At 66.7% G+C, this 21,592-nt stretch carries 17 protein-coding genes and 1 pseudogene; 2 read left to right on the forward strand and 16 right to left on the reverse strand.

The window, feature by feature from the left end; genetic code table 11:
• Window positions 1–7 precede the first annotated feature (7 nt).
• The 7 genes from A7D27_RS00340 to A7D27_RS26915 all read right to left on the reverse strand — a co-directional run bounded on the left by A7D27_RS00340 (window position 8) and on the right by A7D27_RS26915 (window position 8,459).
• Window positions 8–1,150, reverse strand: a complete 1,143-nt coding sequence (locus tag A7D27_RS00340) for an ABC transporter ATP-binding protein (RefSeq protein WP_069559466.1) — start codon at window positions 1,148–1,150, stop codon at window positions 8–10.
• 148 nt (window positions 1,151–1,298) lie between these two features.
• A complete protein-coding gene (locus A7D27_RS00345; protein WP_069563791.1) occupies window positions 1,299–2,390 on the reverse strand; it encodes a polyamine ABC transporter substrate-binding protein in 1,092 nt (363 codons plus the stop codon).
• A gap of 68 nt (window positions 2,391–2,458) precedes the next feature.
• Entirely contained in the window at window positions 2,459–3,553 is a 1,095-nt protein-coding gene (locus tag A7D27_RS00350) for a polyamine ABC transporter substrate-binding protein (RefSeq protein WP_069563792.1), read from the reverse strand.
• A 59-nt stretch (window positions 3,554–3,612) separates the two neighbouring features.
• On the reverse strand, window positions 3,613–4,713 hold the full coding sequence (locus A7D27_RS00355) for a polyamine ABC transporter substrate-binding protein (protein WP_069559469.1): 1,101 nt from the start codon (window positions 4,711–4,713) through the stop codon (window positions 3,613–3,615).
• Between the two features lie 157 nt (window positions 4,714–4,870).
• Entirely contained in the window at window positions 4,871–6,241 is a 1,371-nt protein-coding gene (locus tag A7D27_RS00360) for an aspartate aminotransferase family protein (protein WP_139134035.1), read from the reverse strand.
• Window positions 6,242–6,305: 64 nt separating this feature from the next.
• On the reverse strand, window positions 6,306–7,664 hold the full coding sequence (locus tag A7D27_RS00365; protein WP_069559470.1) for a glutamine synthetase family protein: 1,359 nt from the start codon (window positions 7,662–7,664) through the stop codon (window positions 6,306–6,308).
• A 42-nt stretch (window positions 7,665–7,706) separates the two neighbouring features.
• Entirely contained in the window at window positions 7,707–8,459 is a 753-nt protein-coding gene (locus A7D27_RS26915; protein ID WP_083265493.1) for a gamma-glutamyl-gamma-aminobutyrate hydrolase family protein, read from the reverse strand.
• 276 nt (window positions 8,460–8,735) lie between these two features.
• Between A7D27_RS26915 and A7D27_RS00375 the strand changes: the two genes are divergently transcribed.
• Both A7D27_RS00375 and A7D27_RS00380 read left to right on the forward strand, forming a co-directional pair.
• The gene (locus A7D27_RS00375) at window positions 8,736–10,115 is read left to right on the forward strand and encodes a glutamine synthetase family protein (RefSeq protein ID WP_069563794.1); all 1,380 of its coding nucleotides are present in this window, start codon (window positions 8,736–8,738) and stop codon (window positions 10,113–10,115) included.
• A gap of 185 nt (window positions 10,116–10,300) precedes the next feature.
• Window positions 10,301–11,359, forward strand: coding sequence for a polyamine ABC transporter substrate-binding protein (locus A7D27_RS00380; protein WP_069563795.1), 1,059 nt, complete (start codon window positions 10,301–10,303; stop codon window positions 11,357–11,359).
• Between the two features lie 5 nt (window positions 11,360–11,364).
• Here A7D27_RS00380 and A7D27_RS00385 read toward each other — a convergent pair whose 3' ends face one another.
• The 9 genes and pseudogenes from A7D27_RS00385 to A7D27_RS00425 all read right to left on the reverse strand — a co-directional run bounded on the left by A7D27_RS00385 (window position 11,365) and on the right by A7D27_RS00425 (window position 21,533).
• Window positions 11,365–12,273 carry a GTP-binding protein gene (locus tag A7D27_RS00385; protein ID WP_069563796.1) on the reverse strand — a complete coding sequence of 303 codons (909 nt, stop codon included), beginning with the start codon at window positions 12,271–12,273 and terminating at the stop codon, window positions 11,365–11,367.
• On the reverse strand, window positions 12,266–14,023 hold the full coding sequence (locus tag A7D27_RS00390; protein WP_069563797.1) for an amidohydrolase: 1,758 nt from the start codon (window positions 14,021–14,023) through the stop codon (window positions 12,266–12,268). Before A7D27_RS00390 ends, A7D27_RS00385 begins: the two co-directional genes overlap by 8 nt.
• An 84-nt stretch (window positions 14,024–14,107) precedes the next feature.
• Window positions 14,108–15,289, reverse strand: a complete 1,182-nt coding sequence (locus A7D27_RS00395) for a pyridoxal phosphate-dependent aminotransferase (protein ID WP_069563798.1) — start codon at window positions 15,287–15,289, stop codon at window positions 14,108–14,110.
• 31 nt (window positions 15,290–15,320) lie between these two features.
• A complete protein-coding gene (locus tag A7D27_RS00400; RefSeq protein ID WP_044402190.1) occupies window positions 15,321–16,010 on the reverse strand; it encodes an ABC transporter permease subunit in 690 nt (229 codons plus the stop codon).
• A gap of 8 nt (window positions 16,011–16,018) precedes the next feature.
• Window positions 16,019–16,729, reverse strand: a complete 711-nt coding sequence (locus tag A7D27_RS00405; RefSeq protein WP_069559477.1) for an ABC transporter permease — start codon at window positions 16,727–16,729, stop codon at window positions 16,019–16,021.
• Window positions 16,729–17,493 carry a transporter substrate-binding domain-containing protein gene (locus tag A7D27_RS00410; protein ID WP_069563799.1) on the reverse strand — a complete coding sequence of 255 codons (765 nt, stop codon included), beginning with the start codon at window positions 17,491–17,493 and terminating at the stop codon, window positions 16,729–16,731. The genes A7D27_RS00405 and A7D27_RS00410 overlap by 1 nt, the downstream gene beginning before the upstream one ends.
• A gap of 38 nt (window positions 17,494–17,531) precedes the next feature.
• Window positions 17,532–18,254, reverse strand: a pseudogene (locus A7D27_RS00415) (ABC transporter ATP-binding protein); the annotation flags it as partial.
• Between the two features lie 83 nt (window positions 18,255–18,337).
• A complete protein-coding gene (locus A7D27_RS00420; protein ID WP_069563800.1) occupies window positions 18,338–19,915 on the reverse strand; it encodes a peptidase M20 in 1,578 nt (525 codons plus the stop codon).
• A 13-nt stretch (window positions 19,916–19,928) separates the two neighbouring features.
• The gene (locus A7D27_RS00425; protein WP_069563801.1) at window positions 19,929–21,533 is read right to left on the reverse strand and encodes a 5-guanidino-2-oxopentanoate decarboxylase; all 1,605 of its coding nucleotides are present in this window, start codon (window positions 21,531–21,533) and stop codon (window positions 19,929–19,931) included.
• Window positions 21,534–21,592: the final 59 nt, after the last annotated feature.

A 21,592-nucleotide genomic window follows, 5' to 3' on the forward strand; every position in this document is an offset into this window, starting at 1 on the left:
GATATTTTCATGACCGCAGCACCACCCCGCTGTCGTCCTCCCACCATACGAAGACTTCATCGTCCCAGGTCGGCCGGGCACCGCGACGTTCGGCGTTGGCAACGAACGACTGGACGATGGAGCCGCCCGGCAGTTGCACGTAGAACACCGAGTGGCCGCCGAGGTAGGCGATGTCGTGGATCTTGCCGCGGGACCAGTTGTACTCGCAGGTGGGCTGCTCGGTGGTGACCAGCAGCTTCTCGGGGCGCAGAGCGTAGGTGATGCGCTTGTCCTGCACGGAGGTGGTCACGCCGTGGCCGACGTAGATCGGGCGCTCCAGTTCGGCGCAGGCGATCAGGGCATGGTCCTCGGCGTCATCCACCACTTCGCCGTCGAACAGGTTGACGTTGCCGATGAACTCGCACACCAGGCGGCTGATGGGGGTCTCGTAGATGTCCACCGGGCTGCCGATCTGCTCAATGCAGCCCAGGTGCATGATGGCGATGCGCTGGGCCATGGTCATGGCCTCTTCCTGGTCGTGGGTCACCATCACGCAGGTCACGCCCACGCGCTCGATGATTTCCACCAGCTCCAGTTGCATCTGCGAACGCAGCTTCTTGTCCAGGGCGCCCATGGGCTCGTCGAGCAGCAGCAGCTTGGGTCGCTTGGCCAGGGAGCGGGCCAGGGCCACGCGCTGGCGCTGGCCACCGGACAACTGGTGCGGCTTGCGCTTGGCGTACTGGGTCATTTGCACGAGCTTGAGCATCTCGTTGACCCGCTCTTCGATCTCGGCCGCGGGCAGGCGATCTTGTTTGAGTCCGAAGGCGATGTTCTGCGCGACAGTCATATGCGGGAAGAGCGCATAGGACTGGAACATCATGTTGATGGGACGCTCATAGGGCGGCATGTCGGTGATGTCGACGCCGTCCAGGTAGATGCGCCCCTCGGTCGGCCGTTCGAAGCCTGCAAGCATCCGCAGCAGGGTCGACTTGCCCGAACCCGAGCCCCCCAGGAGGGCGAAGATCTCGCCCTTGTTGATGGTCAGCGAGACGTCGTCGACCGCGAGGGTCTCGTCGAACTGCTTGGTTACCCGGTCGATCTTGACCAGCACCTCTTTGGGTTGCTGGCCGCCCTCGAGGGCTTTCTTGTAGGCGCCGGAGGCTATAGCCATTACCACACACTCCCAGATTCTTGCTTAGCCGGCCATTATGGCCGGTCGCGTTCAGTACTGCCTGAAAGGCGCGAGCCATTCATCCTGGTTCGCCCTGCGCCCGCTTGTGTAGGCACCGCACGCTCCCTGCCGCGCGGCACCCCTGTTATCACTTGCCCGATTTCACCTTGGTCCAGGTGCGGGTCATCAGCCGCTGGACCTTGGGCGGCAGCTCTGCCGATACGTAGAGCTTGTCCAGGACCGCTTGTGGCGGATAGACGGACTCATCAGTCCGCACTTCCTGCTTCATGAATTCGCCGGCCTTGGTGTTGGGGTTGGCATAGCCGACGCTGTCACTGACCTGGGCGATCACTTCGGGACGCAGCAGGTAGTCGATGAAGGCGTGGGCCTCCTTGACGTTGGAGGCGTCGGCCGGGATGGCGATCATGTCGAACCAGAGGTTGGCCCCTTCCTTCGGGATGGCGTAGGCGATCTTCACGCCCTTGCCGGCTTCCTCGGCGCGCGCGGCGGCCTGGAAGATATCGCCGGAGAAGCCGGCTGCCACGCAAATGTCGCCGTTGGCCAGGTCGCCGATGTACTTGGAGGAATGGAAGTAGGTGATGTAGGGACGCACCGCCATCAGCTTGGCCTCGGCCTTCTTGTAGTCGGCGGGATTCTTGCTGTTGGGGTCCAGGCCCAGGTAGTTGAGCATGGCCGGCAGCATCTCGTCGGCCGAGTCGAGGAAGGCGACGCCACAGCTGCTGAGCTTCTTGATGTTCTCCGGCTCGAAGAGCACCGACCAGGAGTCGATCTTGTCGATGCCCAGCGCGGCCTTGACCTTCTCTTCGTTGTAGCCGATGCCATTGGTGCCCCAGAGGTAGGGGACGGCGTACTGGTTGCCGGCGTCGTTGGCCTCCAGCCGCTTGAGCAGCACGGCGTCGAGGTTGTCCCAGTTCTTCAGCTGGCTGCGGTCCAGTTTCTGGAAGGCGCCGGCCTTGATCTGCTTGCCGAGGAAGTGGTTCGAGGGGACGACGACGTCGTAGCCGGTGCGGCCGGCCAGCAATTTGCCCTCGAGGGTCTCGTTGGAGTCGAAGACGTCGTAGACGGGGCGGATACCGGTTTCCTTCTGGAAATCGGTCAGGGTGGTCTCGCCGATGTAGTCGGACCAGTTGTAGATGTGCACCGTCTGCTCTGCCTGGGCCTGGCTGGCCAGGGTCAGGACGGCAGCGGTGATCAGGGTTTTGCCGAAGGAAACTCGCACACTTCAGTCCTCTTGTTTGCCGGGCCACCCGCGCACAGGCACAGGTCGGCAGTTCTTGGGTTGGGGGCTCAACGCCCGCTCTTTATCCGGGTCCAGTCACGGGTCAGCCAACGCTGTATTTCGCGGGGGCGTTCCCTGGCCACGTAAAGCTTGGCCATCACATCCGACGAAGGGTACACGCCGGGGTTTTCACGCACGCTGGCATCCACCAGCGCCGTCGCGTCCTTGTTGGCATTGGCATAGGACACATGGTTGCTGATGCTGGCGATCACATCGGGCCGCATCAGGTAGTTGATGAAAGCATGGGCCTCCTCGACGTGCTGGGCGTCCCGGGGGATGGCGAGCATGTCCGCCCACATGGCGGTGCCTTCCTTGGGGATCACGTAGCGGACCTCGTCCTGGCGTCCGGCTTCCCGGGCACGGGTGGCAGCCTGGAGCATGTCACCGGAATAGCCGAAGGCGATGCAGATGTCACCATTGGCCAGGTCAGCGATGGACTTGGATGAGTGGAAGTAGGTCACCGAGGGACGGACCTGCAGCAGCGCAGCAGTGGCTTTGTCGAAGTCGGGCCGCTTGTGGCTGTGGGGTGACATGCCCAGGTAGTTGATCATCTGCGGGATGACTTCGTCACCGGTATCCAGCAGCGCGACGCCACAGGCATGCAGCTTTTTCACCACGGCAGGATCAAAGAGCAGCGCCCAGGAATCCAGGGCCGCGTCGTTGCCGAGGATGGCGCGGACCTTGTCGACGTTGAGGCCGATGCCGTTGGTCCCCCACAGGTAGGGGACGGAGTATTCGTTGCCCGGATCACCACTGGCCAGGCGCTCCAGCACGGCAGGATCGAGGTGGGCGAGGTTGGGCAGCTTGGACTTGTCCAGCTTCTGGTAGGTGCCAGCGCGCACCTGCTTGGCCAGGAAGTGGTTGGTGGGCACCACCACGTCGTAGCCGGAATGGCCGGTGGCGAGCTTGCCGTCGAGGGTTTCGTTGGAGTCGAAGACGTCGTAGATCACCCGGATGCCGGTCTCCTTCTGGAAGTTCTCCAGGGTGCCGGGGGCGATGTAGTCCGACCAGTTGTAGACGCGCACCACTCGCTCTTCCGCGCTGACGGCGGACATGAGGAGGGCGCTGGCCAGCAACCCGTACAGCCAGGGACGTTTTCGCATGAGCGATCCTCTCGGGGATGACCGTCCCCCAGCTCAGCCGGGGGACGGGGTACGACGGCTTACTTGCCCGACTTGATGGTGGTCCAGGTACGGGTCATCACGCGCTGCACCTTGGCCGGCAGGTCCGGGAAGGCGTAGAGCTTGGCCATGGTTTCCGGGCTCGGGTAGATGCCCGGGTCGGTACGGATCGCCTCATCCACCAGCGGGGTCGCGGCGGCATTGCCGTTCGGGAACTGCACGACGTTGGTGATCTCGGCCATGATCTCCGGCTTCATGATGAAGTTCATGAAGGCGTAGGCGGCGTCGGGGTTGGCGGCATCGGCGGGGATGGCAACCATGTCGAAGAAGGTGCCGGCGCCTTCCTTCGGAATGTTGTAGGCGACCTTCACGCCACCCTTGGCCTCTTCGGCGCGGGACTTGGCCTGGTACACGTCACCCGAGTAGCCGACCGCCACACACAGGTTGCCGTTGGCCAGGTCGGAGATGTACTTGGAGGAGTGGAAGTAGGTGATGTGGGGACGGATCTTGAGGAACAGGGCCTCGGCTTCCTTCAGCTCCTTCGGGTCCTGGCTGGTGGGCTTGTAGCCCAGGTAGTGCAGGGCGATGGGGAGGATCTCGGTCGGCGAGTCGAGGAAGGAGACGCCGCAGGACTTCAGCTTCTCGATGTTCTCGGGCTTGAACAGCAGGTCCCAGGAATCCACCGGGGCGTTGTCACCCAGGACGGCCTTGACCTTCTCCGGGTTGTAGCCGATGCCGATGGAGCCCCACATGTAGGGGAAGGCGTACTGGTTGCCCGGGTCGGACACTTCGACGGTCTTCAGCAGGTTCGGGTCCAGGTTCTTCCAGTTCGGCAGCTTGGACTTGTCCAGCGGCTGGTAGACCTTGGCCTTGATCTGCTTGGCCAGGAAGTTGTTCGAGGGCACCACGATGTCATAACCGGATTTGCCGGCCAGGAGCTTGGCTTCGAGGGTCTCGTTGGAGTCGAAGACGTCGTAGACCACCTTGATCCCGGTTTCCTTGGTGAATTTCTCCACGGTGTCCGGGGCGATGTAGTCGGACCAGTTGTAGACGTGCAGCACCTTGTCTTCTGCCTGGGCCACGCCGGCCACAGCGCCAGCCAGCGTCACGGCGAGCAGGGTCTTGCCGAAGGTTTTGAACATGCGGGTAGCTCCGTTTGTTGTTTAAGTGTCCGAGCGGCGTCGTAACCGAATACGCCACCGCCCGGTGAGCCTGGCCAACGCACTGGCACAGTCTAGGGTGGGGGGCGGTGCTTACAACAGCTCGCGGTAGCGATTGTTTGCAAACTCGCCCATTTGCTCAACCCAGAACTGCACTCGCGGTGAGGTCAAGGCACTTGCGAGCCTTGGTCACCAGTTCGTCGATCTCGTCCTTGGTGATCACCAGGGGGGGCGAAATGATCATCGTATCGCCCACCGCCCGCATGATCAGGCCATTGCGGAAGCAGTGCTCGCGGCACTGCATGCCCACGCCTAGGTCGTTGAAGCGCTCGCGGGTCTTCTTGTTCTTGACCAGCTCGAGTGCGCCAACCATGCCCACTCCACGCGCTTCGCCGACCAGGGGATGGTCAGCCAGCTCCTGCCAGCGTTGCTGCAAATAGGGTGCCGTTTCCGCCTTCACCTTCTCGACGATCTTCTCGTCACGCAGGATGCGGATGTTCTCCAGGGCCACGGCGGCGGCCACCGGGTGACCGGAGTAGGTGAAGCCGTGGTAGAACTCGCCGCCCTGGTTGAGGACCTCGACGATCTCGTCACGGACGATCACCCCGCCCATGGGGATGTAGCCGGAGGTCAGGCCCTTGGCGATCGGCATCAGGTCCGGGGCGTTGCCGTAATACTGGCTGCCGAACCATTCGCCGGTACGGCCGAAGCCGCAGATCACTTCGTCGGCGATGAACAAAATGTCGTACTTGGCGAGGATCTCGCGGATCTTCGGCCAGTAGGTTTCCGGCGGAACGATGACGCCACCGGCGCCCTGGATGGGCTCGGCGATGAAGGCAGCGACGTTCTCCTCGCCGACTTCGAGAATCTTCTTCTCCAACTGCTCGGCCGCCCAGACGCCAAACTCGGCCGGGGCCATGTCGCCGCCCTCGCCGTACCAGTAGGGCTGGGGAATGTGCACGATGCCGGGGATCGGCAGGTCGCCCTGTCCATGCAGGGCCTTCATGCCGCCGAGGCTGACGCCAGCGACGGTGGAGCCGTGGTAACCATTCCAGCGGCCGATCACCACTTTTTTCTCAGGCTGGCCCTTGGTCGCCCAGTAGTGACGGACCATGCGCAGCACAGTGTCGTTGGCCTCGGAGCCGGAGCCGGTGAAGAACACGTGGTTCATGCCTTCGGGCGCCAGTTCGGAAATGGCCTTGGCCAGCTCGATGGCCGGCGGGTGGGCGGTCTGGAAGAACAGGTTGTAGAAGGGCAGCTCGCGCATCTGGTTGGCCGCGGCCTGCACCAACTCCTCGCGACCATAGCCGACGTTCACGCACCAGAGGCCGGCCATGCCGTCCAGGATCTTGTTGCCTTCACTGTCCCAGACGTAGACGCCTTCGGCCTTGGTGATGATGCGGGCACCCTTGGCATTCAGCGCCTTGTAGTCGGTGAAGGGCGGCAGGTGGTGGTCACGGCTGAGGGCCTGCCACTCAAGGGTCCTTGGATTGGTCACTTGGCTGTTCATTTCCATACCTCGTTAAACACTCTTCGGCGACGCCGGCCTTCACGGCCGGCGTGCCGGTTCCTGATCAGACGGAGAGCAGCAGGAACTCACGTTCCCAGGAGCTGATCACCCGTTTGAAGTTTTCGTGCTCGGCACGTTTCACGGCCACATAGGCCTTGATGAACTTGCTGCCCAGGTACTTCTCGATCTCCCGGCAGGATTCCATCCGTTCCAGTGCTGCCTCGATGGTCAGCGGCAGGCGCAGGTTGCGACGCTCGTAGCCACGACCCTTCACCGGCGCGCTCGGCTTCACGCCTTCCACCATCCCCATGTACCCGCACAGCAGGCTGGCCGCGATGGCCAGGTAGGGGTTGGCGTCAGCGCCGGCCAGGCGGTTCTCCACGCGGCGATTCTGCGGGCCTGCATCCGGCACGCGCAGACCGACGGTGCGGTTCTCCTCGCCCCATTCCACGTTCACCGGCGCCGAGGTGTCCGGCAGGAAGCGACGGAAGGAGTTCACGTTCGGGGCGAACAACGGCAGCAGTTCGGGGATGTACTTCTGCAGGCCCCCGATGTGCTGGAGGAACAGATCGCTCATCGAACCGTCATCGTTGGAGAAGACGTTCTTGCCCGTCTTGATGTCGATCACGCTCTGGTGCAGGTGCATGGCGCTGCCCGGCTCGTCGGTGATCGGCTTGGCCATGAAGGTGGCGGCCACGTTGTGCTTGAGGGCCGCCTCGCGCATGGTGCGCTTGAACACCAGGATCTGGTCGGCCAGGTCCAGGGCATCGCCGTGGCGGAAGTTGATCTCCATCTGCGCCGGACCCTCCTCATGGATGAGGGTGTCCAGGTCCAGGTCCTGCGTCTCGCACCAGTCGTACATGTCCTCGAACAGCGGGTCGAACTCGTTCGCGGCATCGATGGAGAAGGACTGGCGACCGGTTTCAGGACGGCCGGAGCGGCCCAGCGGGGCCTGCAGCGGGAAGTCCGGGTCGTCGCAGCGCTTGGTCAGGTAGAACTCCATCTCTGGCGCGACGATCGGCTTCCAGCCCTTGTCCGCGTAAAGCTTGAGCACCTTCTTCAGCAGGTTGCGGGGCGACAGCTCGATGGGGTTGCCCTGCTTGTCGAAGGTGTCGTGGATGACCATGGCGGTGGGCTCGATGGCCCAGGGCACCAGGTAGACGGCCTTCTCGTCCGGGCGGCAGAACATGTCGATGTCCGCCGGGTCGAGCAGGTCGTAATAGATGTCGTCCTCGACATAGTCGCCGGTGACGGTCTGCAGCAGCACACTCTCGGGGAGGCGCATGCCCTTCTCGTCGAGGAACTTGTTGGTCGGCGAGATCTTGCCGCGCGCAATGCCGGTAAGATCGCTGATCAAGCATTCAACTTCGGTGATTTTGCGTTCTTTCAGCCAGCTGGTGAGCTGGTCGAGCTTGGTAGTCATAAAGACCTCAGGGTTTGAGAGCCTCGACTGGAATAGCCGGGCTCAGCGTTGCCCCGCCCTCTCCCTGCAAGCCTCACCAAAGGCCTGGAAGATGGCGAGATATACGGAGTTGGAGCGAACCTGCCACTCGGGATGCCACTGTACGCCGAGTGCGAAGGACCTGGCGCCTTCGACCGATACGGATTCGACCAATCCGTCGGGCGCCAGCGCTTCAACTCGAAGGCCGGGCGCCAGACGTTCAACACCCTGGCCGTGGATGGAATTGACGAGAAACTCGCCCGGCACACCGAGGCCGGTGAGCACGCCACCCGGTTGCACGGAGACCGGGTGGCGCGGTGCGTACTGGACTTCGAGCGGCTGGTCTTCAGGCTCACGGTGGTCCATGAAGCCCTCGACCTCATGCACCTTCTGGTGCAACGAGCCGCCGAAGGCCACGTTCATTTCCTGGAAGCCCCGGCAGATGCCCAGCACCGGCACGCCACGCTCGACTGCAGCACGCAGCAACGGCAGGGTGATGGCATCGCGTTCGGGGTCATGGAGGGTGCCGGGCGCACTGGCCGGACCGGAATAAAGATGAGGTTCTACGTTGGAAGGCGAACCGGTGAACAGGAGTCCGTCTAGACTCTCCAGCAGGGCATCGATGTCCAGAATATCGCCCAGTGCCGGAATGATGAGAGGAATACCGCCAGCCCCAAGAGCTACTGCCCGAAGATATTTGTCACCTGCAACATGGTAGGGATGTGGACCGATCTGCTTGGTGCAAGCGGTTACGCCGATCAACGGCAGGCGAGACATGGGGCACCCGTTTTATTGCTGTTATGGGTTTTGGCCGAGCTTAGCGTTGTTCATTTTTTTACACAATAGGGCTGTAAAAAATTGAACACACCCCACTGGACGCCGCGCCAGACATGGCTCCGAGCAGGGCCAAGATGCCCTGAAACGCCCCAAAATTGGCCATCGAGCCCTGCTTTAGGGCAAAATACGGCGCTATTGACATCCAAGGGGCTTTTCGATTGACTCAACCCCTAGTCAATACGTGATTGATATTTTTAACAAGAAAGGTGTTGCATCATGTCGGTACCCCCGCGTGCCGTTCAGCTTCAAGAAGCGAACGAGTTCCTTAAGGAACATCCTGAGGTCCAGTTCGTCGATCTCCTGATCGCAGATATGAATGGAGTGGTTCGAGGCAAGCGAATCGAACGCGCCAGTCTCCACAAGGTCTACGAAAAAGGCATCAACCTCCCCGCCTCCTTATTTGCTCTCGACATCAATGGCTCCACCGTCGAAAGCACTGGCCTCGGCCTGGACATCGGCGATGCGGACCGCATCTGCTATCCGATCCCCGGCACCCTGTGCGATGAGCCCTGGCAGAAGCGCCCCACCGCGCAACTGCTGATGACCATGCACGAAATCGAAGGCGAGCCGTTCTTCGCCGACCCGCGTGAAGTCCTGCGCCAGGTCGTGGAGAAGTTCGACGAGCTGGGCCTCGCCATCTGTGCCGCGTTCGAGCTGGAGTTCTACCTGATCGACCAGGAGAACGTGAACGGTCGCCCACAGCCGCCGCGCTCCCCGATCTCAGGCAAACGCCCGCAGTCCACCCAGGTCTACCTGATCGACGACCTCGACGAGTACGCCGACTGCCTGCAGGACATTCTCGAAGGCGCCAAGGTCCAGGCCATCCCTGCCGACGCCATCGTCAAGGAAAGCGCCCCCGCCCAGTTCGAAGTCAACCTGCACCACGTGACCGACGCCCTCAAGGCGTGCGACTACGCGGTCCTGCTCAAGCGGTTGATCAAGAACATCGCCTACGACCATGAAATGGACAGCACCTTCATGGCCAAGCCCTACCCGGGCCAGGCGGGCAACGGCTTGCATGTGCACATTTCCCTGATCGACAAGAAGACCGGCAAGAACATCTTCGCTGCCGATGATCCCGAGCAGAACGCCGCCCTTCGTCATGCGGTCGGCGGTGTGCTCGAGACCATGGCCGCCTCGATGGCCTTCCTCTGCCCCAACGTCAACTCCTACCGCCGCTTCGGCGCACAGTTCTACGTGCCGAACGCGCCGAGCTGGGGCCTGGACAACCGCACCGTGGCCGTTCGCGTGCCCACCGGCAGCTCCGATGCGGTGCGCATCGAACACCGCGTAGCCGGTGCCGACGCCAACCCGTACCTGATGATGGCGGCCATCCTGTCCGGCATCCACCACGGCCTGACCAACAAGATCGAGCCCGGTGCGCCCATCGAAGGCAACTCGTACGAGCAGCTGGAGCAGAGCCTGCCGAACAACCTGCGCGACGCCCTGCGCGAGCTGGATGACAGTGAAATCCTGGCCAAGTACATCAGCCCGGACTACATCGACATCTTCGTCGCGTGCAAGGAAAGCGAGCTGGAGGAGTTCGAGCACTCCATCTCCGACCTCGAATACAACTGGTACCTGCATACCGTGTAATCGAGTCCAGAAACGCCGGCCCCAGGGCCGGCGTTTTTTTGCCTGCAATCTGCCGCCCGGCGCCTGGCATGGGCAGTGGAAGACGCGCAAAGGCCCGAGCTAGAGAGGCCCAGGCGCTGATGTGAATCAACCTGCTGAACTTCATGCCGCCGCACAATGCTGCGCCATCCACCAGGGAGGACTCCATGCCCCGCTTCCTCGCCCCACTGCTGCTCGCGTTGCTGCCGACCCTTGCCGCCGCCGACGAGAGCATCCGCGTCTACAACTGGAATGACTACATCGCGCCCCAGGTCCTCAAGGACTTCGAGCAGCAGACCGGCATCCGTGTCGACTACCACACCTTCACCAGCGCCGAAGAGCTGCTCAAGGTCATCGACAGCGGCGAAGCGGTCGACGTGGTGGTGCCCTCCCACAACAACCTTCCCGAGCTGATCCGCGCCGGCAAGCTGCAGCCGCTGGACCTCGCCCGCCTGCCCAACCGCAAGCACCTCGACCCGCAACTGATGAGCAAGCTCGCTGGCGTCGACCCCGACAACCGCTACGCCGTACCCTACCTGTGGGGCGCCGTCGGCCTCGCCGTGAACGGCCCGCAGGCCGAGAAAGCCTTCGGCGGCCCGCTGCCCAACAGCTGGGCCGTACTCTTCGATCCCGAACAGAGCAAACGCCTCTCCAGCTGCGGGATGAGCGTGCTGGACGCCCCGGACGAAGCCCTCTCCGTGCTCATGACCTACCAGGGCCGCAGCCTCGCCCGCACCGCGCCCAGCCGCCTCAAGCGCTCGGCCGAAGTCCTGGCAGGCCTGCGCCCGAACCTTCGCTACATCGACAGCGAGCGCTACATCGAAGACCTCAACAAGGGCCACCTGTGCGTCGCCATGGCCTGGGTCGGCGACGCCCTGAACGCCGCAGCCGCCGGCCAGCCGGTGCGCTTCGTGGTACCGGATGAGGGCTCGGTGCTGTTCATCGACAACCTGGCCATCCCCAAGAGCGCCAACCGCGCCGACCTGGCCCACCGCTTCATCGACTTCCTGATGCAGCCCGAAGTCGCCGCCCGGATCACCAGCGAAACCCTCTACCCCAACGGCAACGTCGACTCGCGCCAGTTCCTCGACCCCAGCCTGCGTGACCAGCCCGGCCTCTACCCGGACAAGGAGACCAAGCGCCGCCTGTTCGCCCTGGAGCCGCTGCCCGAGAAGCTCGGCGCCACCCGCGACGAAATCTGGACCGCCTTCCGCGACGGCCGCTGAGCCACTCAGCCCAGGCAGTCGCGCAGACCACACTCCAACGCTTCACGCCCGGCAAACCCCTGCCGGGCGATGAACACCAGCTGTGAACCCTCCGCCCGCTCCACCATCACCTCGAACTGGCTGCTTCCGCCCACCTGCTGCAGCCAGAGGCTCTCGTCCCGTCCGGCCAACCGTATGCAGCCCTTGATGCGGAAGACCTCCGCCGGCACCTGCCCCAGCCAGGCCTGCAGGCGCGCCCCGTCGAACCGCTCGCCACTGCTCCACAACCAGCTTTCGAACAGATCGGTATGGGCCACGCCCACCACCGGCACCAACCCCGGCGTCCGTAGCGCCGGCTCCAGCCACAGCGCCTCCGGCAGGTCGGCCTGCACCCCGACATGCACCAGCGCCCGCCCCGGCAGGGCCTGCCGCACGGCGGCCAGGGCGGCCTCGTCCACCAGGTCCGCCTTGTTCAGCAGCAGCACATCGGCCGCTGCCAACTGGGCGCGGGCCAGGCGTGCGTAGTCGCCCTCCAGCTCCAGGTGCCGCGTGGCGTCCACCAGGGTGATCACCAGGTCCAGCCGCAGCAGACCGCGCAACTGTGGATAACCCAGGGTCTGCACGATGCGCTGCGGGTCGGAAACACCGCTGCACTCGATGACGATGCGCTCCAGGCGCGGCGAGAGCTGCGCGAGGCTGGCCAACTGCGCCAGCAGGTCCTCCTGCACCGTGCAACAGATGCAGCCGTTCTGCAGGCTGTACACCGCATCGGTCACCTCGGCCACCAGCGCCGCATCAATGTTCAGCGCGCCGAAATCGTTGACGATCACCGCCAGCCGGCTGTCCCCGGCCTGCCGCACCATGCGGTTGAGCAGCGTGGTCTTGCCCGCGCCGAGAAAGCCTGCCACCACCGTGACCGCGATGCGCTCAGCCATCCTGGCGTGCCCCCGACTCGATCACCGGCGGCTCGCCACGCCACACCGCCTGCAGCCCCAGGCCCACCAGCGCCTCGCCCCGGTCGTACACCAGTTGCCCCTCGACGAAGGTCAGCAGCACCTGGGTGCGGTGAATGTAGTTGCGCGCCGGCTGGGCGAACAGGTCGCGGTCGAGCACGATCAGGTCCGCCGCCTTGCCCACTTCCAGGCTGCCAGTGCTGGCCTCCAGCCCCATGGCGAGCGCCCCGTTCAGGGTGGCCACCCGCAGAGCCTGGGGCAGGCTGATGGGCTCGCCGAAGCAGGCCGGGTCGTCGTTCCAGGGGTTTTGCCGGGTCACCATCGTCTCCAGCGCCAGCCAGGGATCGATGGACGCCACCGGCCAGTCGGTGCCGAACACCGCCGTGCCGCCGGCCTCCAGCACGCCCTTGAAGTCGTAGATGCGCTTCAGCCGCTCCTGGCCGTAGCCCGAACGCGCGCCACTGGCGAAGGGCGTCGGGTACCAGGCCGCCGGGGAGAACTCGGCGATCACCTGCAACGCCTGGAAGCGCGCCAGGTTGCCCGGGTGCAGCAACGTGCTGTGTGCACACTGGTGGCGCACCCCGCTGAAGCCGTTGCGCCGCCGCGCCTCCGCCACCGCATCGAGGAACACGTCGGAGGCGCCATCGCCGGTGCAGTGGGCAATCACCCGGATGCCCCGGCGGTCCATGTCCACCAGCATGTCGGTGATGTGTTCCGGGGTCAGGTTGAGCTTGCCGCGCCAGTCCGACTCGTTCGGCCAGGGCGTCAGCAGGAAGGAGGAGCGCGGCTCCACCGTGCCGTCGAAGTGGAATTTCACCGCGTTGGCGCTCAGCCGGGCGCTGCGGTAGTAGTGGCGCTCGCCGGCCAGCAGCTCCCAGCGCCGACGCACCGGGAAGATGTCGTCCTGCCAACTGATCGCCGCCTCGATGCGCACCGTCAGCTCGCCGGCATCATCCAGCGCCTTCAGCGCCTGCAGACGGTGCTCGCAGACGTGCACGTACTTGCTCGCCGTGACCCCGCGTGAACTCTGGAAGTGCACGCCGTCGCGGTAGGCCCGGCGCAGCACCGCCACCGGGGTGGGCGGCATGGCGGCGTGGATCATCGCGTAGGCGCCGTCGATCATCAGCCCGGTGGGCTCGCCGGTCAGCGGGTCGCGCTCCAGGTAGCCGTTGCGCGGGTCGGGGGTATGGCGGTCGATGCCCGCGAGCTGCAGCGCCTTCGAGTTCACCATCATCGTCCCCCACATGCGGTCCAGCAGCGCCACCGGGCGGTCCGGCATCACCGCATCGAGCCAGGCGCGGCCGGGCACCAGGCCCGCCTCGCGGAAGGTGTAGCGCACCCAGTACTGGCCGTGGATCCAACCCTCGCCGGGGTGGGCATCGGCATAGGCGCGGATCGCCGCCTCCAGCTGCGCCGGCGTCGGGTCCTCGATACCGACATCGAGGTCATCGCTGTAGCGCGGCGCCAGGGCCAGGTCCGGGTGGGTGTGCATGTCGTGCAGGCCGGGCATGCAGAAGGCGCCGTCGAGGTCATGCACGCGGGTCTGCGGGCCGCGCAGCACCTGCACGGCGGCACGGCTGCCCACGGCCAGCAGGCGCCCCCCGCCGATGGCCACCGCCTCGGCCCAGGGCTGCGCCGGGTCCTGGGTGTAGAAGCGGCCGTTGTCGAGGATCAGGTCGGCGTAATGGCCCGTGGCCGAATGGGTCGAGGAGAAGTTGTCGGCGTCAGTCATGGCGGCACCTTGTGATTTTCGGGCGTGGCCAGGCCCGGCGCGCGAACGCACCGTGAGCCTGGTTAGGTCAGGAATTGCGGTAGGTCAGCGCGAGCGTTGCAGGCGCTGGATAAAGCCGGCGATGCGACGGCAGGCTTCCTCCAGCTCGGCATCGGAGACGGTGAACGAGAGCCGCACGAAGCCCCGGCAACTGGCGCCGAAGGCTTCGGCATCGAGCACCGAGACCCCGGTCTCGCGGAACAGCTGCCAGGCGAAGTCCATGCCCGAGAGCCCCGTCTCGCGCACGTCCACCAGCATGAACATGCCCGCCTCCGGCGCCTTGCAGCGCAGCAGCGGCACATCGGCGAGCCCCCGCACCACCAGGTCGCGGCGGCGGCGGTAGGTTTCGCGGGCGTCCCCCACCACCGCCTCGTCCAGCTCCAGGGCCTTCAGCGCAGCGGCCTGGATGAAGCCCGGCAGGCCGTAGATCATGCACAGCATCAGGTTGTCCAGGTGGCCGATCAGCGCCGGCGGCGCCACCACCCAGCCCACCCGCCAGCCCGTCATCGCATGGGTCTTGGACAGGCTGTTGAGCACCACCGTGCGCGCCGCCATGCCCTCAAGGCTGGCGATGCTGCGGTGGCCGCGCTCGTAGGTGAGCTGCCCGTACACCTCGTCGGAAATCACCCAGAGGTCATGACGACGGGCCACCTCGGCCACCGCCTGCAGCTCCTCGGCGGTGTAGACGTTGCCGGTGGGGTTGTTCGGCGTCGCCAGGGCGATGCCCCGGGTGCGCGGCGTGAGCACCGCTTCCAGGGCCTCGGCGGTGAGGCGGAAGTCGCCCTCCGCCGGCTGCGGAATGCTCACCAGGCGGGCGCCGGAGGCCTGGATGCTGGCGGCGTAGGTCAGGTACATCGGCTCCGGCACCAGCACCTCGTCGCCGGCCTCGAACAGGCACAGCGCCGTGGCGAACAGGCCGTTCTGCGCCCCGGCGACCACCGCCACCTGCTCGGCACCCACCGGGATGCCCAGCAGCCGGCGCTGCTTGGCAGCGATGGCCTCGCGCAGGGCAGCACGGCCGATCACCTCGGTGTAGTGGGTGTCGCCCTGGGCCAGGGCCTCGACGGCCGCCGCGCGGATCGGCTCGGCGGTGGTGAAATCCGGGTCGCCGATGCTCAGCACGATGGCGTCCTCGCCGCGCGCCTGGGCGGCACAGGCCGCGTAGTGGATGTCCCAGGCGCTGACGGTCTCGCCGCTGATGCGCCCGACCAGGGATGAATACTTCATGCACGGCTCCTTGGGGTCCGGGTCCATGGATTCAGGCCTGGCGCTGCGGCGTACGGCCGATGCGCGCGAAGCCCTGTTCGATGAGGAAGGCGAGGACGATGTACACCACCGCCACCACCAGCAACGGCTCGTACACCTTCAGCGTCTGCGCGCGCACGAGGTTCGCCGCCCCCAGCAGGTCGGTCACCGCCACGGTGGAGGCCAGCGCCGTGGACTTGAGCAGCATCACGCTCTCGCCGGCCAGGGCCGGGCGCAGCATCTGCAGGGCCCGCGGCATCCACACCCGCCTCAGCACCTGCCCGGGTCGCATGCCGTAGGCCCGCGCCGCCTCCAGTTCGCCCCGGGGCACCGCCCGCAAGCCACCGCGCAGCACCTCGCCGACATAGGCCCCCACGCTCAGGGTCAGGGCCAGCGCCACGTACCAGAAGCCCTCGCGCAGATAGGGCCAGAGCAGGCTGTGACGGATCAGCGGGAAGCTGGCGAACACGCTGCCGAGGCCGTAGTAGAGGATGTAGATCTGCACCAGCAGCGGCGTGCCCCGCAGCACGCTGGTGTAGAAGCGCGCCGCGCCGGCCAGCAGCGGGTTGCGGGCCAGCCGCGCCAGCGCCACGGCAACGGCGAGCAGGAAGCCGAAGACCGCCGACACCAGCAGCAGCTGCACCGTCAGCAGCACGCCACGGGAAAGCTCGCCGATGAAACCGTCCAACCAGGAAAAGTCCACGGGGCCTCCTAGGCGAGCCGGGGCATCCACCGCTCGAAGCGCGCTTCGATACGGCGGAAGACCAGCCCGGAACACAGGGTGATGACGTAGTAGAAGGCCGCGACCACCAGGTAGAACATCAGGTAGTGCTTGGTCGAAGCCGCCGCCTGGCGCCCCGCGCCCAGCAGCTCGCTGTAGCCCACCACACTGATCAGCGCGCTGTCCTTGACCAGCACCAGCCAGAGGTTGGAGAGCCCGGCGACCACGTGGGGCAGCATGCTCGGCAGCAGCACCCGCCGCAGCACCAGCAGCGGCCTCATGCCATAGGCCCGCGCCGCCTCCACCTGGCCCACCGGGATGGCCTCGATGGCGCCACGGATGATCTCCGCCGAATAGGCGCCCTGGACGATGCCCAGCACCACGATGGCGGCGAGAAAGCCGTTGACCTCAACCGGCGGCTGGCCGGCGGCGGCCATCAGCAGGTTGAGCAGGTCGGAGCCGGCGTAGTACAGCAGCAGGATCAGCAGCAGCTCCGGCACCGCGCGGTACAGCGTGGTGTAGCAGTTGGCCCAGATCACCAGCCAGCGCGGCCCCCACAGCTTCAGCAGGGCCACGCTCAGCCCCAGCGCCAGCCCGAGCACGAACGCCCCCAGGGAGATGCCCAGGGTGCGGATGGCACCCTGGGCCAGGGCCTGCAGCCAGCCGTCGGCGAACAGCAGTTGGGAGAAATCGGGCGCCATCATGGCCGTGCCGCGATGTCGGTCTTGAAGTAGCGGCTGCGGATGGCGTCGTAGGTGCCATCGTCGCGCAGCGCCTGCAGGGTCTGATTGAGGCGCTCGCGCAGGGCATCATTGCCCTTGCGCACCGCCGCGCCGACGCCTTCGCCCAGCAACGGGTCCTGGGGCGCCGCGCCCTTGCTGGCGAGCATGGCGTTGTCCGGCAGGTCGAGCAGCGGCTCCACCGCCAACTGGTCGGCGAGGAGGATATCGACCCGGCCGCTGCGCAGGTCGGCGAGCAGGTCGTCCTGGTCGTTGTAGTAGCGCACGGTGGAAGTCTTGCCGTAGTACGCCTTGACGTACGCCGAGTGGGTGGTGGAGCCCTGCACGCCGATGATCAGGCCCTTGAGGCCTTCCGGCGTGGGCGCCACGTCGAGGCTGCGGTCGGCGACCCACAGCGCCGGGGTGAAGAAATAGGGCTCGCTGAAGTCCACCACCTGGCGCCGCTCGGGGGTGATCGACAGGGAGTTCAGCACCACGTCCACCTGCTGCGCCTTGAGCGCCGGGATCAGCCCGTCCCAGGCCATCTCGTTGAGCGGGCACTGGGCCTGCAGGCGTTCGCACACTGCGCGGATCAGCTCCGGCTCGAAGCCGCTCCATTCACCCTTGCCGCTCTTGAAGGAGAACGGCGGGTAGGGCTCCAGGGCGATGCCGAAGACGATGGTCTCCTGGGCCGTCGCTGCGTGGCTGGCGGCGGCCAGGAGCAGGGCGAGAAGGGTTTTCTTCATGTGCATTCCCTCGGTTGTGGTCGTTGTTGTCAGGGGATTCAGCGGTTGTCCTGGGCCATCACGAACTGCCGGCAGCGCTCGCTGCGCGGGTCCAGCAGCACCTGCTCGGGCGGGCCCTGTTCCTCGATGCGGCCCTGGTGGAGGAACACCACCTGGCTTGAGACATCACGGGCGAAGGCCATCTCGTGAGTGACGAGGATCATGGTGCGGCCCTCCTCGGCGATGCTGCGGATCACCCGCAGCACGTCGCCCACCAGCTCCGGGTCCAGCGCCGAGGTGGGCTCGTCGAACAGCATCACCCGGGGCCGCACGGCCAGCGCCCGGGCGATGGCCACGCGCTGCTGCTGGCCACCGGAGAGAAAGGCCGGGTAGGCATGGCGCTTGTCCGCCAGGCCGACCCGCTCCAGCAACTGCTCGGCGTGGGCGATGGCCTCCGCGCGGGGCTCGCCGAGCACATGCACGGGCGCCTCTATGACGTTCTCCAGCACCGTGCGGTGGGGCCAGAGGTTGAAGTTCTGGAACACCATCGCCAGCCGCGCCCGCAGTCGCTCCACCTGGCGCGGGTCGCCGATGCGCCCATGGCCGTGGCGGTCACGCTTGAGCAGCACGGCCTCGCCGTTGATGCGCAGGCTGCCGGCATCGGGAATCTCCAGCAGGTTGATGCAGCGCAGCAGGGTGCTCTTGCCCGAGCCGCTGGCGCCGATCAGCGACACCACGTCGCCCTCCCGCGCCTCCAGGGAGATGCCCTTGAGCACGGCATGGTCGCCGTAGCTCTTGTGCAGCCCCTCGATGGCCACCACCGGGGTGGCGCCGTCACATGCCTGGTTCATCGCTTCGCTCCCGTTCATTCGTCGTCCCGCGCCGGAATCCACCACTCTTCGCCGCGCACGGTGCGGATGTACTCCGGCCAGCGGAACCGGTGAGGCGCCTCGAAGTCGGCCGGCAGCAGCGGCGCCTGCCAGTGCTCGCCACCGATGCCGCCGCCGGTGCGCCGGACGAACTCCTCCCGCGCGGCCCCCAGCAACTCGGGCCGGGTGAGCAGGTCCACCAGGGTCGCGGCGATGGTCTTGGCCGCCACCTGGATCATCGGGTCGATGGTCTCGCGGATGCCGCCCAGGGCATTGGCCACCCAGTCCGGGTAGGGCGTGCCGGCGGCGGCGAGCATCGGCCGCGCCACCAGCAGGCGCACCGTCGGGCAATGCCAGGTGTATTCCGGGTAGTCGTCGGAGGTGAGGTGGCGCTGCCAGGCCGGCATCTGCAGGCGCAACTGGCGCTCGCACTCGCGGGGGTCGATGAGGGCCTCGGTGGCCGCGAGGAAGGGCCGCTCCATGGGCTCCAGCCCCAGGTTGGCCTGGATCTCCCGGGCCACGGCGATGGCCGCCTCGCCCCACTGCGGCGCACCGACGGCGGCCAGGTTGTCGTAGGTGGCCTGGGCCAGCACATGGTTGGGCAGCCCGCCGCGGGACTTGCACACCCAGGTCTTCTTCCACTGGCAGCCGGTGGCCAGGGCCGCCGCTGCAGCGTTGTTGTCCATCACCCGGCAGACGGTCTCGGCCTGCTCGATGGAATCGCAGCGCAGCAGGTACTGGATCTGCGCCAGGTGCGGCGGCAGGTTGTCGGCGGTGGCCTGGCCGGCGGTGAGGATGGCCTCGTTGAAGCTCCACAGGCCGGTGAACGGCAGGGTGGAGCGGCGCAGGCTCTCGTTGAGGGTGTAGAAGTGCACCAGCGCGTCGTTGGCGCCCGGCGCGCGGGCCGCCAGGTGGTTCTGCGGGATCGGGCTGTAGGCGTCGGCAGCGATCCAGTCCTGGGGCGCCTCGCAGGTGAAGCTGTAGATGAAGGCGTAGGCGATACCGCAGTGGGTGTCCCAGGTGGTGGTGTTGTTCAGCGGCAGCAGGTAGGTGGGGTGGAAGCTGATGGCCGCGTCGAGGCCGTCGTAGTACCCCTTGGCCGCGTGCACCGGCTTGGAGGCGCGCAGCTTCTCCGCCGGCTCGCCGAAGAAGCGCAGGGTGCCCTTGAGACCGTGCGCCTGCATGGCGGCCTTGGCGGCCAGCACCCCACCCAGGGCGCTGATGCCCAGGGCCGAGTGCGGGTCGGTGTGGCCCGGGGCGAAGCGCGACAGGCCCTCGCGGGGCATCGGCCGGGTGGTGGCGGCCTGGCAGTTGCCGGGCACCGCGTCGTACTCGGCGTAGCTGGCCAGCACCGGTCCGTCGCCGCTGCTGAAGGTGGCGCAGAAGGCCGTGGGCATGCCGCCGCTGGCCTCCTCCACGGTGAAGCCCTCGCGGCGCAGCAGGTCGACGTACCAGGCACAGGACTTGTACTCACGGAAGGCCGGCTCGGCGAAGTGCCAGATCACCTGGTGCCAGTCGGACAGCGGCTGGCGATGACGTTCCACCCAATCGAGGGCAAAGGCTTTGGCAGACATGGGCGCTCCGGGCTCAGGCAGGCAGGAAGTCGGCGGCGTCGAGCTCGACCAGGTGCGGCTCGGCGCTCCCGTCCAGCTCGCCGAGCAGCGCACCCAGCGCCTCCAGGCCGGTCACGCGGTGGTGGCGCACATGGCAGGCGCGGGCCAGGGCGGCGAAGTCCGGGGCGAGGATGTCCACCCCCAGCGGCGGCACCTCGCGGGCCAGCATGCTGTCGCGGATCTCGCCGTAGCAGTGGTTGTTCCACAGCACCAGGATCACCCCGGCCCCGGCCTCGCGGGCGGCGATCAGCTCGGCGCTGGAGAACTGCAGGCCGCCATCGCCCACCAGCGCCAGGACCGGGCGGTGGGGGCAGGCCAGCTTGGCGCCGATGGCCGCCGGCAGGGCATAGCCGAGGGTGCCGTAGCCGGTACCGGCGTTGAACCAACTGACCGGGGCCGGGGCCCGGTAGCCCAGGGCACCCTGGTACACCGGCTGGGTGGAGTCGCCCACCAGGATCGGCGCCGGCAGGCTGTCGCGCAGGGTATCCAGCAGGGCCTGCATCGCCCGCTGGCGGGGGTTCCAGCCGTCGCGCTCGCAGGCGTTGACCCGCGCCACGGCGGCCCGGGCCCATTCACCATCGCCCGCCCCGGCGGGCAGTGCCGCCAGCAGCGCCGCCAGGCCGAGGCCGGCATCGCCCAGCAGGCCGATGTCGGCCCGGGCGGCACCGAGCACCTGCAGCGGGTCGATGTCGAGGCGGATCAGCGGTGCCTCGACACGGAAGGGGCCGAGGCCGAAGAAGTCGTAGTCGGTCTCGCCCAGCTCGGTCCCGACGGCCAGGACCGCATCGGCCTCGGCGAACAGCGCCCGGCCGTGGGCAGCGGACTGCACACCGTCGAGCAGCAGCGGATGCCCGGGCTCCAGCAGGCCCCGGGCGTTGGTGGTGAGGGCCACCGGCGCCTGCAGGCGCTCGGCCAACTGACGCAGGGCAGGGCCGGCACCCCGCGCCCCGCCACCAGCGAGGATCAGCGGGCGCCGGGCGCGGGCGAGCAGGGCGGCTGCCTCGGCCACGGCGGCCGGTGCCGGCGCGGCGGCCTCGGGCAGCGGGCGTGGGCGCAGGTCCAGGCCGTCGGCCGGCATCTCCAGCACGTCCAGGGGAATCTCGATGTGCACCGGGCGCGGGCGAGCGCAACGGAACAGGCCGAAGGCGCGGGCCAGCACCTCGGGCAGTTCGTCGGGGCGCTGCAAGGTGTGGCTGAAGGCGCAGACGCCGGCAACCATGGCGCGCTGGTCCGGCAGCTCGTGGAGGTAGCCGTGACCCAGGGCCTGGTGCTCGCGGCGGCTGGTGGTGGAGATCACCAGCATGGGCACCGAGTCGGCGTAGGCCTGGCCCATGGCGGTGAGGATGTTGGTCATGCCCGGGCCGGTGATGATGAAGCACACCCCCGGCTTGCCGCTGGCACGGGCATAGCCGTCGGCCATGAAACCGGCACCCTGCTCGTGGCGCGGGCTGACATGCCGCAGGCGGCTGCCGTGCAGGCCGCGATACAGCTCGACGGTATGCACGCCGGGAATGCCGAAGACGGTGTCGACACCGTAGCCTTCGAGCAACTGGACGAGCGCCTGGGCACAACGGGTCATGCGAGCACCTCTTGTTCTGGTTATGGGCTCCCGGCTTCCGCCGGAGGAAGGGCTCCAGT

Origin of the sequence: Pseudomonas sp. 1D4, assembly GCF_001728925.1 — a bacterium.
GTDB lineage: Bacteria > Pseudomonadota > Gammaproteobacteria > Pseudomonadales > Pseudomonadaceae > Metapseudomonas > Metapseudomonas otitidis.

What these genes read in the sequence shown, in the direction of transcription:
- A7D27_RS00355 (WP_069559469.1), bottom strand. Translation starts at nt 4,713, where the DNA reads ATGTTCAAAACCTTCGGCAAGACCCTGCTCGCCGTGACGCTGGCTGGC.
- A7D27_RS00410 (WP_069563799.1), bottom strand. Translation starts at nt 17,493, where the DNA reads ATGAAGAAAACCCTTCTCGCCCTGCTCCTGGCCGCCGCCAGCCACGCA.
- A7D27_RS00375 (WP_069563794.1), top strand. Translation starts at nt 8,736, where the DNA reads ATGTCGGTACCCCCGCGTGCCGTTCAGCTTCAAGAAGCGAACGAGTTC.
- A7D27_RS00360 (WP_139134035.1), bottom strand. Translation starts at nt 6,241, where the DNA reads ATGAACAGCCAAGTGACCAATCCAAGGACCCTTGAGTGGCAGGCCCTC.
- A7D27_RS26915 (WP_083265493.1), bottom strand. Translation starts at nt 8,459, where the DNA reads ATGTCTCGCCTGCCGTTGATCGGCGTAACCGCTTGCACCAAGCAGATC.
- A7D27_RS00395 (WP_069563798.1), bottom strand. Translation starts at nt 15,289, where the DNA reads ATGAAGTATTCATCCCTGGTCGGGCGCATCAGCGGCGAGACCGTCAGC.
- A7D27_RS00365 (WP_069559470.1), bottom strand. Translation starts at nt 7,664, where the DNA reads ATGACTACCAAGCTCGACCAGCTCACCAGCTGGCTGAAAGAACGCAAA.
- A7D27_RS00420 (WP_069563800.1), bottom strand. Translation starts at nt 19,915, where the DNA reads ATGTCTGCCAAAGCCTTTGCCCTCGATTGGGTGGAACGTCATCGCCAG.
- A7D27_RS00385 (WP_069563796.1), bottom strand. Translation starts at nt 12,273, where the DNA reads ATGGCTGAGCGCATCGCGGTCACGGTGGTGGCAGGCTTTCTCGGCGCG.
- A7D27_RS00405 (WP_069559477.1), bottom strand. Translation starts at nt 16,729, where the DNA reads ATGGCGCCCGATTTCTCCCAACTGCTGTTCGCCGACGGCTGGCTGCAG.
- A7D27_RS00350 (WP_069563792.1), bottom strand. Translation starts at nt 3,553, where the DNA reads ATGCGAAAACGTCCCTGGCTGTACGGGTTGCTGGCCAGCGCCCTCCTC.
- A7D27_RS00340 (WP_069559466.1), bottom strand. Translation starts at nt 1,150, where the DNA reads ATGGCTATAGCCTCCGGCGCCTACAAGAAAGCCCTCGAGGGCGGCCAG.
- A7D27_RS00390 (WP_069563797.1), bottom strand. Translation starts at nt 14,023, where the DNA reads ATGACTGACGCCGACAACTTCTCCTCGACCCATTCGGCCACGGGCCAT.
- A7D27_RS00425 (WP_069563801.1), bottom strand. Translation starts at nt 21,533, where the DNA reads ATGACCCGTTGTGCCCAGGCGCTCGTCCAGTTGCTCGAAGGCTACGGT.
- A7D27_RS00380 (WP_069563795.1), top strand. Translation starts at nt 10,301, where the DNA reads ATGCCCCGCTTCCTCGCCCCACTGCTGCTCGCGTTGCTGCCGACCCTT.